The sequence below is a fragment of the Eubacteriaceae bacterium ES3 genome, assembly GCA_030586155.1.
Classification (GTDB): domain Bacteria; phylum Bacillota; class Clostridia; order Eubacteriales; family Eubacteriaceae; genus Acetobacterium.
Genome location: CP130741.1, coordinates 1,254,839 through 1,271,148, shown reverse-complemented (window position 1 = coordinate 1,271,148; position 16,310 = coordinate 1,254,839). Strand labels below are relative to the sequence as shown.

14 protein-coding genes are annotated in these 16,310 nt (G+C 35.9%); 3 read left to right on the top strand and 11 right to left on the bottom strand.

From position 1 onward, the window contains the following. Positions 1–22 precede the first annotated feature (22 nt). From rpmF to Q5O24_05755, 3 genes are all read right to left on the bottom strand, one after another. Positions 23–202 carry a 50S ribosomal protein L32 gene (rpmF, locus tag Q5O24_05765; protein WKY48824.1) on the bottom strand — a complete coding sequence of 60 codons (180 nt, stop codon included), beginning with the start codon at positions 200–202 and terminating at the stop codon, positions 23–25. A 32-nt stretch (positions 203–234) separates the two neighbouring features. Next, the gene (locus Q5O24_05760; GenBank protein ID WKY48823.1) at positions 235–693 is read right to left on the bottom strand and encodes a DUF177 domain-containing protein; all 459 of its coding nucleotides are present in this window, start codon (positions 691–693) and stop codon (positions 235–237) included. A 70-nt stretch (positions 694–763) separates the two neighbouring features. Further along, positions 764–1,954 (bottom strand): acetate kinase, encoded by a 1,191-nt coding sequence (locus Q5O24_05755; GenBank protein ID WKY48822.1) that lies wholly within the window; start codon positions 1,952–1,954, stop codon positions 764–766. Positions 1,955–2,097: 143 nt separating this feature from the next. On the opposite strand from Q5O24_05755, the gene Q5O24_05750 reads away from it, so the two are divergent. From Q5O24_05750 to Q5O24_05740, 3 genes are all read left to right on the top strand, one after another. Then, entirely contained in the window at positions 2,098–3,330 is a 1,233-nt protein-coding gene (locus Q5O24_05750) for a nucleotidyltransferase (protein ID WKY48821.1), read from the top strand. Between the two features lie 165 nt (positions 3,331–3,495). Next, positions 3,496–4,977: a carboxylesterase family protein gene (locus tag Q5O24_05745; protein WKY48820.1), complete on the top strand. Its 1,482-nt coding sequence runs from the start codon at positions 3,496–3,498 to the stop codon at positions 4,975–4,977. Between the two features lie 130 nt (positions 4,978–5,107). Next, positions 5,108–7,672, top strand: a complete 2,565-nt coding sequence (locus tag Q5O24_05740; protein ID WKY48819.1) for a chemotaxis protein CheW — start codon at positions 5,108–5,110, stop codon at positions 7,670–7,672. An 81-nt stretch (positions 7,673–7,753) separates the two neighbouring features. Here Q5O24_05740 and Q5O24_05735 read toward each other — a convergent pair whose 3' ends face one another. From Q5O24_05735 to Q5O24_05700, 8 genes are all read right to left on the bottom strand, one after another. After that, complete coding sequence (locus Q5O24_05735) at positions 7,754–8,584, bottom strand: DUF1002 domain-containing protein (GenBank protein WKY48818.1); 831 nt, start codon at positions 8,582–8,584, stop codon at positions 7,754–7,756. Positions 8,585–8,657: 73 nt separating this feature from the next. Further along, the gene (locus tag Q5O24_05730; GenBank protein ID WKY48817.1) at positions 8,658–9,362 is read right to left on the bottom strand and encodes a hypothetical protein; all 705 of its coding nucleotides are present in this window, start codon (positions 9,360–9,362) and stop codon (positions 8,658–8,660) included. 150 nt (positions 9,363–9,512) lie between these two features. Beyond that, positions 9,513–12,452 carry an ABC transporter substrate binding protein gene (locus Q5O24_05725; protein ID WKY48816.1) on the bottom strand — a complete coding sequence of 980 codons (2,940 nt, stop codon included), beginning with the start codon at positions 12,450–12,452 and terminating at the stop codon, positions 9,513–9,515. A gap of 168 nt (positions 12,453–12,620) precedes the next feature. Beyond that, positions 12,621–13,925 (bottom strand): hypothetical protein, encoded by a 1,305-nt coding sequence (locus Q5O24_05720; GenBank protein WKY48815.1) that lies wholly within the window; start codon positions 13,923–13,925, stop codon positions 12,621–12,623. 11 nt (positions 13,926–13,936) lie between these two features. After that, positions 13,937–14,311, bottom strand: coding sequence for a hypothetical protein (locus tag Q5O24_05715; GenBank protein ID WKY48814.1), 375 nt, complete (start codon positions 14,309–14,311; stop codon positions 13,937–13,939). Then, a complete protein-coding gene (locus Q5O24_05710) occupies positions 14,304–14,864 on the bottom strand; it encodes an RNA polymerase sigma factor (GenBank protein WKY48813.1) in 561 nt (186 codons plus the stop codon). Before Q5O24_05710 ends, Q5O24_05715 begins: the two co-directional genes overlap by 8 nt. 172 nt (positions 14,865–15,036) lie before the next feature. Next, positions 15,037–15,588 (bottom strand): hypothetical protein, encoded by a 552-nt coding sequence (locus Q5O24_05705; GenBank protein ID WKY48812.1) that lies wholly within the window; start codon positions 15,586–15,588, stop codon positions 15,037–15,039. Positions 15,589–15,609: 21 nt separating this feature from the next. Beyond that, entirely contained in the window at positions 15,610–16,215 is a 606-nt protein-coding gene (locus Q5O24_05700; protein ID WKY48811.1) for a hypothetical protein, read from the bottom strand. Positions 16,216–16,310 lie beyond the last annotated feature (95 nt).

The following is a 16,310-nucleotide window of genomic DNA, read 5'->3' as shown; positions in this document are numbered from 1 at the left end:
AAAAACAGAGACAAGGCTCTGTTTATTCATCAAAACTAATGACGCTCACGTCTTTGTATGTTCCGCAAGACTTGCAGACACGGTGTGGTACTTTAATCTCTCCACATTTTGGACAAGTACTCATTCCTGGAATACTTAATTTATAATGTGTTCTTCTTTTATCTCGACGTGCTTTCGAAACCTTTCTTTTTGGTACAGCCATTACTATCACCTCCTACGATATAGTCAGTTCATTTACAATAACGTTTTTAATGCTGCCAGACGTGGATCTATATCCCCATCATTCTCGCAATCGCATTGTTCATGATTTAAATTATTGCCACATTTTGGACACAACCCCCTGCAATCTTCCCGACATAAAATCCGAAACGGTTCATTTATATAAATGCATTCTTCAACAACGGGTATAAGATCCAATTCTGTTGCATCATCGTCAATCGAAACCGTATCAGCGTAATCATAAAAACAAGGAACCGGGGTTGGCTCCAGACAACGCGCACAGGGAAAAACCATAGTCATCTCAATAGTCATGGTAATTTCAAAACTACGTTTTGATAGTTTCTTAACTGTTCCTTTAACTACGGCACCATTTTCATCTAATTTTCCCTCAACGTCCTTCAACTCATCATTGTGAACAATAAATTCAAAAGGGAAAGATTTTTCCTGTAATAGCTTATTGATTTCAATTTTCATATTCTCACTCCAAACGGGCAATCATCATTATATAGACGATTCCCCGTTTTGTCAAGTGAAAGTCTTTACATTATTTTACCAATTCTAAAGTATCTCTGGCAATCATTAATTCTTCGTTAGTTGGAACAACCATAACTGTTGTTTTTGAATCCGTAGCAGAAATAACCATTGCTTTTCCTCGCTGGCTGTTAGCAGCTACATCCAGTTTAATTCCCAGATAACTTAAGCGATCACAAATTGCTTTTCGAGAAGAAACTGAGTTTTCACCCAAGCCAGCTGTGAAGATAATTCCATCGACACCGTCCATTGCTGCAACATAGGCCCCAATTGTTGTTACAACACGATAGTGGAAAATATCCAGCGCTAGTTGTGCCCGCTTGTTTCCATCATCTGCAGCTGCTTCAACATCTCTAAAATCTGAGCTAACGCCTGAAACCCCAAGAACTCCAGATTTCTTATTCATAATATCGTCAACTTCTTTAACTGTATAGCCTTTGTTAACAAGAAACGGAATAATCGCAGGATCAATATCACCACAACGTGTTCCCATTTCCAGACCAGCTAAAGGAGTTAAACCCATTGAAGTTTCTACTGATTTACCACCATTTATAGCACAAAGACTGGCACCATTACCCAAATGACATGAAATCAGTTTCAAGTTCTCGATTTTTTCACCCATTAACTCAGCAGCAGCACGACTTACAAATTTATGTGATGTACCATGGAATCCATACTTTCGGATTTTATGTTCTTCATATAATTCATAAGGTAGTGGATACATAAAAGCTTCAGCAGGCAATGTCTGATGAAACGCTGTATCAAACACACCAACCATCGGTACATTAGGAAGCAGCTCCTGACAAGCTCTGATTCCAATCAGATTTGCAGGATTGTGAAGCGGGGCTAGTTCAGAACATTCTTCCATTTTTTCAATTACTTCAGCATTAATTACGACTGAATCACAAAATGTTTCAGCACCATGAACAGTTCGGTGACCAACAGCAGAAATTTCTTCTAATTCTTTAATCACTCCATGAGCTGGACTAACCAGAGCACTCATCAAAATATTCAGTGCATCTTTGTGGGTTTCCATTGGCTGTTCAAATTTTACTTTGTCTTTTCCTGTTGCTTCATGAGTTAATACAGAACCAGCGATCCCAATTCTTTCAGCAAGTCCTTTAGCCATCACTTTTTCAGTTGACATATCTAGCAACTGATACTTAAGCGATGAACTACCACAATTAATAACAAGTACATTCATTGTTATTCTCTCCTTTAGTTTTTATTGATTAGATACCATACGTTCTATATAATAACAGTAAAGCAAAAAATAGTCTAATAAATTTTTGTCATTTTATGAGAGTAATCAATATTTTATTGCCAGCTTTCAATTTGGAGATCTTAATGAAAATACTTGGAATTGTATCTGAATATAACCCCTTTCATTTGGGACATTATTATCAGCTTCAGGAGTCACGAAAAATAACCGGTGCTGATGGAGTTATCGCTATTATGAGTGGCAGCATTACACAACGCGGCGAATTTTCTCTTTTTAACAAATGGGAAAGAGCACGTCTGGCCCTTGAATCAGGCATCGATCTTGTAATCGAACTACCAGTCATATACTCTGGACAATCTGCTGAAACCTTTGCTACAGGGGCTATCCATCTTTTGGAATCGAGTGGAGTCTGCACTCATTTAAGCTTTGGCTCTGAATCCGGTAATTTGAATGACCTACTGACGTTGTCCGATCTGCTTGCGCATGAGACGCATAATTTTAAAATAAAACTGAAGTCTTTTCTTGATCTGGGTTATTCATTTGCAAAAGCCCGCGAGCTTTCCGTTGAACAGTTACTGGGATTACACTATTCTGAACATCTTAAAAAGCCAAATAATATCCTGGCCATTGAATATCTTAAAGCACTTAAACGCTCTAACAGCAAGATACAACCTGTTACCATACAACGAAGAGGTGCAGATTATCATAGCCTGGAGGATTCAAGTATTTTAAGTGCAACAGGGGTGCGGAAAATAATTTCGGACTATCAGTCTCATCAAAATCTTGACACAATTCTAAATGCGCTTGACAAAAAACTTCCTTATCAAACCGATTTACTAATTCCAATGATTGAAAACATTAATTTTTCAGGGAATCAGAAACTGCTTGACCTGCTGAGATACACGATCTTAGGTGAAAGTGTCAGTTCCCTTAGACAATTTCCATATGTGTCAGAAGGGCTTGAGCATAAGATTAGAGATGCCATTAAAATAGCCCCCTCACTTAATGATTTGATTAATGATGTCGTTTCAAAACGAATCCCCCAAACCAGAGTTCAGAGAATTTTCACCAATCGTCTTATGAATTTAACAAAATCTGATTTAGCTAATCTTAAGAATACAAAACCATATTTGCGTGTTCTTGGTTTTAACCGGACTGGACAAGTCATTTTAAAAAGTATCAAACAAAAAGAGCAGGCACCACTAATAAATAATCTGCGCAAAGAAATTAATCGTTTAACGGTATCACAAAAATCAATGCTTCACTTTGATATCTGTTCAACAGATTTACAAAACTTGCTCTTTGAAAAAAAATACTGTTTTCACCGTGATTTTTTCACCAATCCACTGCAATTATAAAACTTTATTTTATTTACTACCTAATGCTATAATAATTGATATATTTAGTTTCGAATCTATGTCCCTGAATTTTAGAACCAAAATTATCTATAAAGGAGTCGAGATGAAAGATCAGGATGATAAGACTTATAAAAACCCTGTTGCCTATCCCCCTGTGGTCCAGTTATGGGGATAAAGCGCCGTAATGTCGCTAGTTACAAAGGCATCCCCTATGCGCAACCCCCGGTACTGGAGCGTCGTTTCAAGGCTCCCGAACCGCATCCGCCCTGGCAGGAATTACGACCCTGCTTTGAAGCAGGCAACAGTTCTATACAAATGGGCGGTATTACCATTGACAGCCCTTCATCATATCGAATGGATGGGAAAAGTGAAGACTGCCTCTATTTAAATATCTGGACACCAGCTCAATCAGAAACTGATCAGCTGCCTGTTTATGTTTTTATTCACGGTGGCGCTTTTGCTACCGGTTCAGGATCTGAAATCATGTATGATGGTCATCTGCTTTCTCAGCAGGGCATTATAGTCGTTACCATCAACTACCGCTTAGGAGCTCTTGGTTTTCTGGCAACCCATGGACTGTACGAAGAATCCGGATTTGCTGGAAATTATGGAATTCTTGATCAAATTCAAGCTTTAAAATGGGTACAGGAAAATATTTCTTCTTTTGGAGGAGATCCCCAAAAGGTAACTGTCGGCGGACAATCAGCAGGTGCCTATAGTGTCACTGCGTTGCTGCTCTCTAAAGCCGCTACTGGACTCTTTCATCAAGCCATTGTTGAAAGTGGCTCTATTTTTTCTATTTCAGCATTTGCAAGACTTAACCGGGGCAATTTAAAAAAATCTCTCGATAATGGCACGCTCCTTCTAAAAACTCTTGGAATCCAGGATAACATCAATGATCTCCCGGCACTAAGAAAGGTACCCGACGATCTGCTGGCAGCCTGTTCGATGGTAAAATCTGATCAATCAACCGCACCTTCGGCTTTTAGTTTCTGGCCAGTCTTTGATGGATGTGTTCTTCCTGAAAACCCTGTTGAGACTTTGCGTCAAGGAAATGTCAACAAAGTAAAACTACTGATTGGTTATAATACCGATGAATCCTCACTGTTTATAAAATCGCACACTAATGCCGGCATTTATAAGATGTTATGCTACCAGATCTTTGGACCGGAAAAAGCCAAAGCTGTTCTTGATTATTTTTCAATCGATGATAATAACACCCCGTTAGATCGCACAAAAGAAATTTATACCTATTCTGCTTTTTTGATCGGTATGACCATGCTTTCGAAAAAATATTCTGAACTTGGTCAATCTGTCTACTTTTATAACTTTGATTATGATCCCACTATACTTAAATTTTTAGGCCTCAACTCGGCTCACGGAATGGAACTGCCCTTTGTTTTCGGTAATGGTATCAGCCAACGCCGGACATCCAGAATCAGCAATCTTTCTTGGATTATGCAGAATTCATGGGTAAACTTCATCAAAAACGGCAACCCTAATTTTTCAAATGATTACAAAGGAAAAGTCACCTGGCCGGCATTTAATTTTAAGAACCCCGAAATTATGATTTTTGACAAAAAAACTAAAATAGCTGAACTTCCAAATCAAAAAGATCTTGAATTCCTTGAAAATATTATGTTTTAGTTGATTAAAATTTATTCCCATTGACCATTGCAATTCAATTCTGATGATGTTATATTTAATCTCGATACATTTTTTTACTTTAAGTATACAGAATACTGAAAACATTTCATATAAAGAACAGGAGATTGTAATGATTATCTATAAGAATAGAGACTTTATTCCCCATATGCAGGATGTCATGGATTGCGACAAGGGCATTTCTGAACTAAATGATCAATGGGATAATATTAAACTGCTTTGTGAAATCAACTGTCCGATCCAATCCAAAAACGTGCTCCCCAATATGGCTAATATTCAAAGTAGCTTTTATAGCCTGCAACAGGAACTAATTGATGCGCTGGTTTCTGAAAAACTAAAAAAAATGGAACAAAAAATTGTTTTTAAAGCCCAGGTGGCCATCGATATCCTAATTAGAAATCTTTATGAGCGAACCGCTGATATCGGATTTTTAGCAACTGATGATGATATAAGAAATTTTGTTAAAAATGACAATCGCGATGAGTACAGCCTGAATCATATCCGTAATCGTTTAAGGGAATATGTGAAAAATTATTCGGTATATGAAGAGATCATCATCCTCGATCAAAACAATCAAGTCATCGCCAACTTAGATGATTCAAACCCTATTCTTAATCAGACCATCAGTGACCCAATTATCGAAGAAACACTTTCTACCTCTGAACTTTATGTAGAATCCTTCGCAAAATCAGCCTTGCAACCTCTTCGAAATAAATCTCATGTTTTTAGCAGCCGAATTTATGATACTAACTCACAGCATACTATCGGTGTGATTTGTCTTTGCTTCCGTTTCGAAGATGAAATGAATACAATTTTTGAAAAGCTGACCGCTGATTCGGATGGATCTGCACTGTTAATAATCGATGATCATAATCGAGTTATTGCCAGCAGCGATCAATCTCATGTCCCAATTGGCTTTAAAGTTGAAGCTGTTGACCCTGGTATTCAGGGGATTCAGATTCACCATGGTATTTCTTATATCACAAAGACCGTTAAATCTAACGGTTATCAGGACTATTTCGGTTTAGGATGGCGAGGACATGTTATGCTCCCCCTCAATGTTGCCTGCCGTGAAAAAACTGATCTAGGCCAAATTGATGACAATACGGCCCAAAACCTTATTTCTATGGCTGAATCATTCTCAGAACAGCTTAATGAAATTATTGAAAAAACAGTCACAATTAACAGCTCCCTACGGCGAATTGTCTACAACGGTCAAATCATTGCCCGAGATGAAAGTCTGCATGAAGAATATACCAGACTCAAACCCCTTTTGAGAGCAATCGGTAGAATAGGCACCAAAACCAGCAATCTGTTTCAAACTTCTGTCACAGATCTTTTTTCAACAGTCGTCTCCAGCAGTCTGAGTGAATCGGGTTTTCTCGCTTCGCTTTGTATCGACATTATGGACCGAAATCTTTACGAACGGGCAAATGATTGTCGCTGGTGGGCGCTCGATTCCACTTTTCGACGAATTATGTCAAAAGAATCAGTTTCAGAATCCGATAAAAATACCTTGACCGATATCCTGTCCTACATCAACAGCCTTTATACCGTTTATACTAATCTGTTTTTATTCGATAAGTCAGGCACAATAATCGCCGTTTCTAACCCTAAGCGAGTCGGTGACATTGGTAAAACTCTGAATGATTCCTATATAAAGAACATCCTGTCGAACAATCATTCTGAACGATATTTTGTTTCCCCATTTGAGCGAACCGACCTTTATGATAATCTGCCTACTTATATTTACGGGGCCTCGATTACCGATATTGACCATCCTTCCCAGACTGTTGGTGGAATTGGCATCGTTTTTGACAGCGAATTTCAATTTAAACAAATCTTACTGGAATCTGTTGATAGTGAAAAAACTTTTGCTGTTTTCACTGATCGTCACAAAACAATCATCGCTTCGACCCACCCAAACTATCAGACTGGCACCACCTTGCAATTAAAAGAGAATTTTTTCAATGTCGATAACGGGGAAACCGTTTCTGAACTAGTTTCTCTCGACAGCTGTTACGCTGCTATAGGATGTGCCTGTTCTTCAGGTTACAGGGAATATAAAACAAGCGATGGCTATCAAAATGATGTACTGGCGATTGTTATTGATCGACTTGCTGATTGTCATTCTGGTATTCAATCAAATCATAAGGAAATTGAAATCGAGCAGGCCGATATTAATTATGTTATGAACAATGAAACCATTAAACTGGCAACATTCGTTATTAACGATCAAATGTTTGGTCTGGATCAGTCTGTAGTCCTTGAAGCCCTTGATACTAATCGTATCGTTTCAATGCCAGGGGTATCAGGACCGATAAAGGGCGCTGTCGAGTATGAAGGTAATTTTATTGCCGTAGTTAATTTGGATATTCTATTTAATAACTCAGAGCGTAACCTCGATACCTCCAGTCTGTTAGTCCTGCAGTTATCAGAAACCGAAACTGTCGCCCTGCAAGTAGATAAACTTAATAATGTTCTGGAAATCAACCTGGATCAGATTAAACCGGTTGGAGTCTCTTCTTCAATTACAGGTGTTTTCCCACTTGGAGACGGTTCTTTCAAAACCATCCTTGTCATGGACCACCAGGTTTTACTTGAAAAACTGACCGGTCATGAATTGGCTGAAGATTTTTTAACTAATCTTCCCCTCCTTCAAAAAACTGATGCCTAAAAAAACGGATTTGTTATTTTTCATAACAAATCCGTTTTTTAATTTATAGTATATTAAATAAGTTACTGTTTTGCTTTAATATTAACTTAATATACCATTAAAAAAATTACTGATATTTGAAAAGAATCCCTGGACTTTATCAAAAAAGCCTTCTGTCTGCTGACCTGCTTCTACCAGTTTTAAAAAGGTGTCCGGATCCATATTCAGCGCATTAAACTTGTTGACTAAATCAAGAATATCTTCGACCTGTTGATCAGTCAATTCTGTATCATACTTATCAGCTGTTTCAACAATCAATTGACGAATTTCATCATCATTCATGTTTTTTGTCTGTGCAATCTCTGATTTTAATGAATTAATAATATTTACAGCGTCATCACCAATCATATCCTGTAGTTCACCTGTAACAATTACCTCTTCAACTGCTGTCGATTTTGCATCTTCATCAAGCTCAATACCTGTTGCCACTTCATAAGCTTTATATATCCCTGTCAAGGCACCTGTTCCCGAAACAGGTGTATAAGCAGCCACCACTACATCTGCATTAGTGATTCCCGCTGTTGTCAAAGCTGCTTCATACATTTCATCTGTTACCCAATCAATATTATGAGATTCAATTTCAATCCCACCAGATTGAGTTTCCTGAACATAAACACTTGATAAGGCTAAAGTACCAATTTTATCCAATGAAACCAGTCCTTCAAGAACTTCTCGTTCATCTGCGTTTGTAACAACTGTCTCCTCAACATCACCCTGGTCAATACCAAAATAATCATAGACTGTTTCCAGTTGTGATTCTGTATTATCTGCACCAATTGCGACACACGCACTTTTCGCATCAGCAAAAATCGGCATTGCAAACATTGCGCTTAATACTAAAGCTAATCCTGACATTAAAATGTTTCTTTTCATTCTTCACCTCTTTTATTAATTATATTTGAGCATGGCGAATTATATCAGGATACTCTAATGAAAGTCTTAAATTCTAGGTATGTCTGGAAACACTCATGTGCTCTTTCACATTATCAGCCTTTAAATAATTGAGCAAATCATCTAACTGCAGCTCCAGAGAACGTATTAATTGCTCCTTATCAATTCCCGCAATAACATCAACTACCATCTTGATGTCGGTTTGACCATACGCATTATTAAGATTTTTATTGAGATAGGTGTTCATTAAGGTGTCCATAATAGTTTTAATAGTTTCTACATTTGTATTTATTTTACTGAGAAGCCCACAAATTTTTCCTTGTTTAAAGAAAAATGAGATCTGTGTAAAGACTATTAAATAGTTTGAACTGTACAAAGAATGCCATTCTCTAACCTGCAAATTAAATTCATACTTTTCTGCCATCTCAATTAGATTTTGTTCTGAAAGTACATCTGAATTAAAATGATCAAGAAGAAGCAACTTAAATGTCAGAGTTAGTTTCCTGGCGCTATTCCAAAACTCAGAAATCAATCGCCTTCTTTCAGTCGCGTAACTGACAATTGCAATAATCAAACTGACCAAGGCAGCCGTAAACATACCAACTAAAAAGGCGTTGTAATTATCCAGATTTTCGAGGATATGATTTTTTAAAACACTGCTTCCATCCAGATCTAACACATCATCAATTACAAAAATTGCTATTGCTGATAATACTGCTAACCAAAATGTAACAACAGAACTGTATTTAAATGCTTTCACAAAAACCTCCTAGAGCTTCGTATAAGAGTTACTTCATTATATCGTTTCGGCTATTTTTTTCTATAAACATAAGCAAAGGGCAATCATTAATAATTGAACATCCAGATCATTGTTTGTGATCTTTTACGAATGGAAAACAATTTTGTTAAATTAATTAATACTATTTTCTAAAAATAATTCAATCATGTTCTTATTATATATTTCCTCAATTTTTTCAGGTTCAAGTGGGCGACTGAAAAGATAACCCTGTATATAGTCGCAATTGCTTGCTCTTAACTTAGCATACTTATCCCAGGTTTCAATTCCTTCTGCAGTAATCTCAAGCTTTAGACTGTGTACTAAGTTGATCAGACTTTCAATCACGGCACTGTTTTCATGTTTTAAGAATTTATCATTAATTGATTTATCCAATTTCACCTTATCAACTGGGATATAAGTCAGATAATTAAATGAAGCGTAACCAGTCCCAAAATCATCTAATGCAATCCGAAAGCCGGAATTTTTTAATTCATTTAGAAAGTCAAAAGTATCACTATTATTTTCAAGCAGTATGTTTTCAGTTATTTCTATTTCTATCAGTGAAGGATCAAGGCTCCTCTCAGACAGCATTTGATTAAGATAATCAATATAACCGCTATCCCTTAATTGTTTGATCGAGAAATTAATGGCTACTGCCTTACTTGAAAATCCCTTTTCTTGCCATATTTTCATCTGATTGACAGTTTCCTTTGCAACCCACCTACCAATTTCAACAATTAAACCCGTTTCTTCTGCCACGCCAATAAAAATATCTGGTCTAATTTGATAGTTTTTTAAACGAATCAACGCTTCAAAACTGATAATCTCTCCGCTTTCAGAAGATATCTGAGGTTGATAAAGAAGTTTAAATCCATCATTTTTAATCGCTTCCCGCAAAATAATTTCAGTATCATGCTTATCTTTCATTTCCTGATTCATATTTTCATGGAAAAAAATCAAATCATTTTTACCATTTCTCTTTATTTTATACATAGCAGTATCGGCATTCATAATTAGCTGATTAATATTTCTGCTGTCCCTGGGAAAACAGGTGATTCCCATACTAATACTAAAATAGCTCTCTACGCCATCAATTACTACACCTTCCTTAAAAACACTACGTATTGTCTCTGCAAATTTACTGATTTCAGAGCAGTTTTCAGAACCCAAATACAGGACCAAAAACTCATCACCACCAAAACGTGCAACCATAACGCTTTCATTTTGGAAATAACGTAAGCGTTCAGCTATCGACTTTAAAAGAAGATCGCCATATACATGACCTAAGGAGTCATTAATGCTCTTAAAATTATCCACATCAAAAAGAATAACTGCACCTGAAACGTTATCTTTAAGCGCCTGATTGAGACGGTTAAGAAACTGATGACGATTTGGCAAATTTGTCAGATAATCATGGGCTGCAAGGTATTCAATATAAGCTTCTTGCTCTTTTATCTTTGTACTGTCGATCAACAGACCATGGATATCTGTATAATGATCATCTTGATCATAAACACCTTTTCCTTTGACCAACATCCAGTTTTTATTATTCATACACACTTGAAGATTGATTTCCTTAGATCCACCACTTAAATAACGGCAAATTTCTTCATCAAGCTTAATCTTATCCGATTTACAAAGCACCTGCCCAAAAAACTGATCATAGCCGCAATGTGTTTTAACCCTTTGATCAAATATCAAACCGAAACTTTCTGAAATCATCACCTGTTTTGATTCAATATTCATTTCCCAGACTGCACTATTTGTACTTTCAGTCGCAATTTTAAATTTCTGATTAAGAATATACATTTTGTTTGCATGTTCTTGAACAATTTCATACTGAAATCTAAGTTCCTCTTCAGTCTTTGACAGATTTTTATAAAACTTTTTTAGTTCCAGATTTTTTTCTTTTAAGTCTCTTTCCGCTTTTCTCCTTTTCAAGTTATCAATAATTAAAATCACAGAAACTAAACTTAAAAAAACCAGGATAATTCCAATTGTTATAAACAAATCTCGGTATTTTTCTATCAAACGCTCTTCTTTATTAACCAGTACAGCATCAGCTGGTATAAGCTCTTCGTTAATTCCATATTTTTTTACCAATTCATAGTCAAAAGTATAATAATATGGGGTTTCTCTAATTAAATCAATGGAATCAATGGACTTCCCATTTAAAACCTCAATCACTAGTTTTGCTCCTAGTTCACCGAATCCATAGTAATCTATGAGTTTTCCGCCAAATAAACCTTGACCAACTCCCCCTAGTGATGCCCGATACACAGGAATATTAGTATGTTCTTTTAAAAATTCTATTTGGTCATCAAGGGCTATATAAACGCCATCTTTCGTCTGATTCATACTCAAAAAAAGTAGGATCGTATCATCTTCAAGTTTATCAAGCATCTCAGCTACTTCATTAATATCATAATTGGATACATTCAATAACTCCGCTTGTAAATCAGGAAATTCAAGCATTGCCTCTTCAAACTGTTTTTGATCTCCTTGACCAGTTAAAGTAGAATCTACAATAGCCATTACTTTTGTCGCATCGGGATTAAATTTTCTTGCCAAGTCAATATTTTCGGTTAATGAGGTTTCTTCCCAAACGCCTGCAATATTTTCTCTGGCAGCAGCCTCCTCTGCTCGTTGTTTATCATTAATTGCAATAAATATAATTGGAATATTGATAAAAAGTTCATCCTGATAATCCATAACAAACTGAAGAGCGTAATCATCAGAAACAATAACAGCATCATATGTTGGTACATTGGATAATTTATATTTAAGTAATTGATAAAAAAGTTCTCTATTTTCCAGGGTTTCAAAACGCTTGGAGTCCATAAACTCAAAATCCATATCATATTTATCCTGAAAAATAAAACGAGCCCCTTCTACTTTGGGTGGATCACTTTCAAATGATTCTGAGTACGATGATAAGAATAGAATTCTCGGATTATCCTCCTCGGCATAAACACATTTAGTGAAATTGAGAAAACAGATCGCAAGTATTATTTGTATAGAAAATAATTTCAATACTGTCTGAAGATTAAAATTTTTCAACACATTTCTCATAAACATCTCCCTAAGACCAGCAACTTTCTTACTAAATATACATTTTTATTATAATGTTAGTACCCTAAAAAAATAGCCCAAATCAAAAATGAAGAAAGTCAACATTTTAAAATTTGAGCTATAAAATACGTATTCAAATATCTTAATTTTTTTTAAATTCAAATCAGTTTACTGATTATTATCTGATGTCTCATCTTCCTCAGGTTTTAAAGATTCTTCTATTTCAAACTCCTTATTTGATTCCTCTTTTTCAATTGCCATTGTCGTTGACGCTTCATTGACCTCTTCTACGAACAGGTTTTTTTCTTCTTTTAACTGACGATGTCCAAAAAGAATATTATATCCCAGGAAGCCTGTTCCGAAGAGGGTAAGGAAAAATCCGGTCAATCCTCCAATAAATGGAATATATCCAATCACGATTACTCCAGCAGCAATTATTAACACCGATACAAAAGATGCCAAAAGTGGTTTCATCTGATTATCAAAAAATTTAATCAAAAGCTTTGAAAATACTACAGCAGCAATTGGCATAGCTAAAATAAAACTTGCTATTATCAAAAACAACACCGCTAATCCAAATGGAACATAAATAATGAAAGAAATAAGTAACATAATCGGCGACAAAAACATATAACCAGCACCAATTCCAAGAGATGGCCACAAATGTTTTTTTACAATCAAACTTGTATTATCACTGAATTCTTTAGACATAAATGTAATTAGAAGCCATATTACCAGAATAAAAGCAAGTTTTGTAATAATTTGAAGAATAACCGACCCCACGGAATTACCGCTGTTGGTTTCTGTTCGATTTTCTTCTTCAGTGACCTTTTCCCAGTTTACTTCTGGCACATTGGCCCCAGCTGCCACAATGGCTTCATTTTCACTTCTATTATCAATTGTTCCTAAAACTTCAGCCGTTTCATTAATCGTCAACTGCCCTACTGACGCATCTACAAATCCCTCTATTTTACTATTTAGCTTTAAATTACCAGCCTCTGATCTCAGGTTACGACCTACTATACCGTCAAAACGACCATTAGCACCACTGAACCAGACATCTCGGTTAAGAGACGCATTAGTTCCCAAAGTAAACTCTGAACAAGCTACAAATACGTCATCTGTTACCTCTCCGTTAATTGTAATCACATTACCTGCTGTATAAAGACTACCATTAATTTTCCCGTTGATAGTAATTGTATTTCCAAAAACAAATACATCACCATTATACTCCCCATCAAGGCTAACAATATTGCCCATAAAAACAGTCGTTGTATCAAACACAGCATCAGTGGTGATATTTGAACCGGCAAAAACAAAGTCTCTGTTTGAAACTGTTTCTCCCTGAATCGTAATATTTCCCGAGCTATCATAGTAGTCTCCATATTCTGCAACCTGGGCGCATACCGCTGACATACTAATAAATATAACCATAATAAATAACAGGACCGTCTTTTTCGATTTTTTAAACATTTTTCCTCTCCTTAATAAGCATTTTCATTTTTATATTGAAATATTCCAACCAGTACCCAGAAAATAATACAAATTGAAATACCAAATGATAAAATTCTACCTATCGACTGAATGATATCTGCATAACCGATCATTCCAATGATCAAAGACCTTAAGATTCCTTTAACGGAGTCGCTCATAAATAAAAATCGACTTACACAAGCTCCAAAAGCAATCAGAATAATATAGCCCAGAACCAGCCACTGTTCAAATGGATTTACTGTCGGTTTTTGCAGTTTCTTCATGATCCCTTTTACATTCGATTTATATGGAATCCCGTCGACAAAATCACTGATTCGCGTTTCATTAAATCCCATACATTCCATTAAATTATCGAGTTCATCCATTTTGTTCCTCCATATAAGATTTTAATTTTTTACAGGCCCGATTTAATCTTGACGATAGAGTACCTATGGGAATATCTAAAAATTTACATATTTTCTGATAATCCCAATCATAGTAATAGCGCAATAAAATGACTGCCCTTAAATCAGGTGAAAGTTTGAAAAGTATCTTTTTCATTTCATTAAAATCCAAACTATCAATATTGTTGTAAGAAAGCGACTCATCACTTTTTATTGCCTCCCCCAATTCTTCATCATCCAGGTAAATATAATTTTTTTGCTTCCGCATTAAGTCATAACAGGTATTATGAACAATTTTTAAAAACCAGTTTTTAAAACTGCTGCCAAAGCGATATTGATGAATTTTTGTAAAGGCTTTTAAAAAGCTTTCCGCAACTGCATCCTGGGCATCAAATTCATTTTCCAGTAGAGAATAGGCATATACAGTTGCAAATTTTTCGTAGCGCCTAACTAATGGTTCAAATTTAGCAGAATTTCCGCTTTTCAAAAATTCCTGTATTAAAGCATCATCGCTGATTTCTTGTACTTGCGACACCCCTGTTCACCCCTTCTACTATCCTATACCTATATAACGGTCATCAGATAGTTTTTCTTCCCTAAAAAATAAATTTTTTAAAATATTTTATTTTTTAGAAATCAAGCAATTAAGAAAATTAATTCACAAAAAAAGACAGAAATAAAAATCTCTGCCCTAAGCTCTTAAATCATCACTCATTGTAAAAATTCACACTAAGTACAAGTCCCTTTTCACCAAGAAATGTAACATACAAGCCACTATTGTCATCATTAAACCAAATCATCATATGAATTGGTTTATCAATATCCGAAGGATTAACCATCTGAATTATTTCCACCCCTTCGGTTCCCAATAGCTCAACTACTTTATCATAACTCATACCTTCTGTAATACTGCTACCCTGATCTTCGGTGACACTGGCATCACTTAATTCCATAATTTTCGTTTCGTCAGCATTGTAAAGAGTTTTCATTTCAACAGTATCACCGCTATCATAGACGACCATTACCCCAAAACCAGTCTCTTCGTCAACATATTGATATGTACCGTCACTTAATACACCCGTCACACCCAACGATGATTCAACCTGTTCTTTTGATTCCCCCAACTCAACCATATTATAGAAATTAAACGGGTCACTTAAAATACTTCCTCCTGTTGATTGATTACAACCACTCAATAACAGCAATGACAGCATCAGCAATAAAAATATAGTCCCGTCTAAAAAACTTTTGTTTTTCATCTAATCCCTCCTTTTATAAAATTATTCCACACTGCTTAGAAATTCAGCACTATTGACAATTCCTTTATAACCTTCAAAATAAACGAGAGCCAGGCTTCCATCCTGATTCATCCAGGCCATCGCATAAAATGGATTATCCGGATCTGCCGGATTGTGTGAGCAGACAATTTCAACTGCTCCACTACCTAAAATGCCGACTGCCTCTTCAAAAGAAATTCCCCCGGTAACTTGAGATACCATTTCCTGATTAACACTGGCATTACTCAAATTTACAAGTGCTTTTCCTCCTTCAGGAATATAAAGACCCTTTAAGACCACAGCATCTCCACTATCAAAACTGACAAAAACACCATATCCGGTTTCATTATCAATATAGTTATACATTCCTGCTTCATCAATCTGCGGAACAACTCCCAGACGCTCATCAAGTTCAACCTTCATCTGGTTAAGTTCAGTAAGATTATAAAACTGATATATCGGATCATCATTCAAATATTGATTTACTGAATCGCTTTCAGCAGTCTGATTTACTGTCGACTGAGCATTTTGGTCACCATCTGTACAACCTGTTAAAAAAATTGCCATCACAAAAAAGATCATAAATGGAAGGATGTTTTTACATTTCATAATACCTATACTCCTCATTAAGATTCAGGCGATTTCATTTCCATCGCTGAAAACGATAATTCTTATTTAATACTTACCCAAAATATCATCATGCC

Excerpts from the sequence above, each read along its gene's own strand:
- Q5O24_05725 (WKY48816.1), bottom strand. The coding sequence starts at position 12,452 with ATGAGAAATGTGTTGAAAAATTTTAATCTTCAGACAGTATTGAAATTA.
- Q5O24_05705 (WKY48812.1), bottom strand. The coding sequence starts at position 15,588 with ATGAAAAACAAAAGTTTTTTAGACGGGACTATATTTTTATTGCTGATG.
- Q5O24_05740 (WKY48819.1), top strand. The coding sequence starts at position 5,108 with ATGATTATCTATAAGAATAGAGACTTTATTCCCCATATGCAGGATGTC.
- Q5O24_05720 (WKY48815.1), bottom strand. The coding sequence starts at position 13,925 with ATGTTTAAAAAATCGAAAAAGACGGTCCTGTTATTTATTATGGTTATA.
- Q5O24_05760 (WKY48823.1), bottom strand. The coding sequence starts at position 693 with ATGAAAATTGAAATCAATAAGCTATTACAGGAAAAATCTTTCCCTTTT.
- Q5O24_05735 (WKY48818.1), bottom strand. The coding sequence starts at position 8,584 with ATGAAAAGAAACATTTTAATGTCAGGATTAGCTTTAGTATTAAGCGCA.
- Q5O24_05755 (WKY48822.1), bottom strand. The coding sequence starts at position 1,954 with ATGAATGTACTTGTTATTAATTGTGGTAGTTCATCGCTTAAGTATCAG.
- Q5O24_05745 (WKY48820.1), top strand. The coding sequence starts at position 3,496 with ATGGGGATAAAGCGCCGTAATGTCGCTAGTTACAAAGGCATCCCCTAT.
- rpmF (WKY48824.1), bottom strand. The coding sequence starts at position 202 with ATGGCTGTACCAAAAAGAAAGGTTTCGAAAGCACGTCGAGATAAAAGA.
- Q5O24_05700 (WKY48811.1), bottom strand. The coding sequence starts at position 16,215 with ATGAAATGTAAAAACATCCTTCCATTTATGATCTTTTTTGTGATGGCA.
- Q5O24_05750 (WKY48821.1), top strand. The coding sequence starts at position 2,098 with ATGAAAATACTTGGAATTGTATCTGAATATAACCCCTTTCATTTGGGA.
- Q5O24_05715 (WKY48814.1), bottom strand. The coding sequence starts at position 14,311 with ATGGATGAACTCGATAATTTAATGGAATGTATGGGATTTAATGAAACG.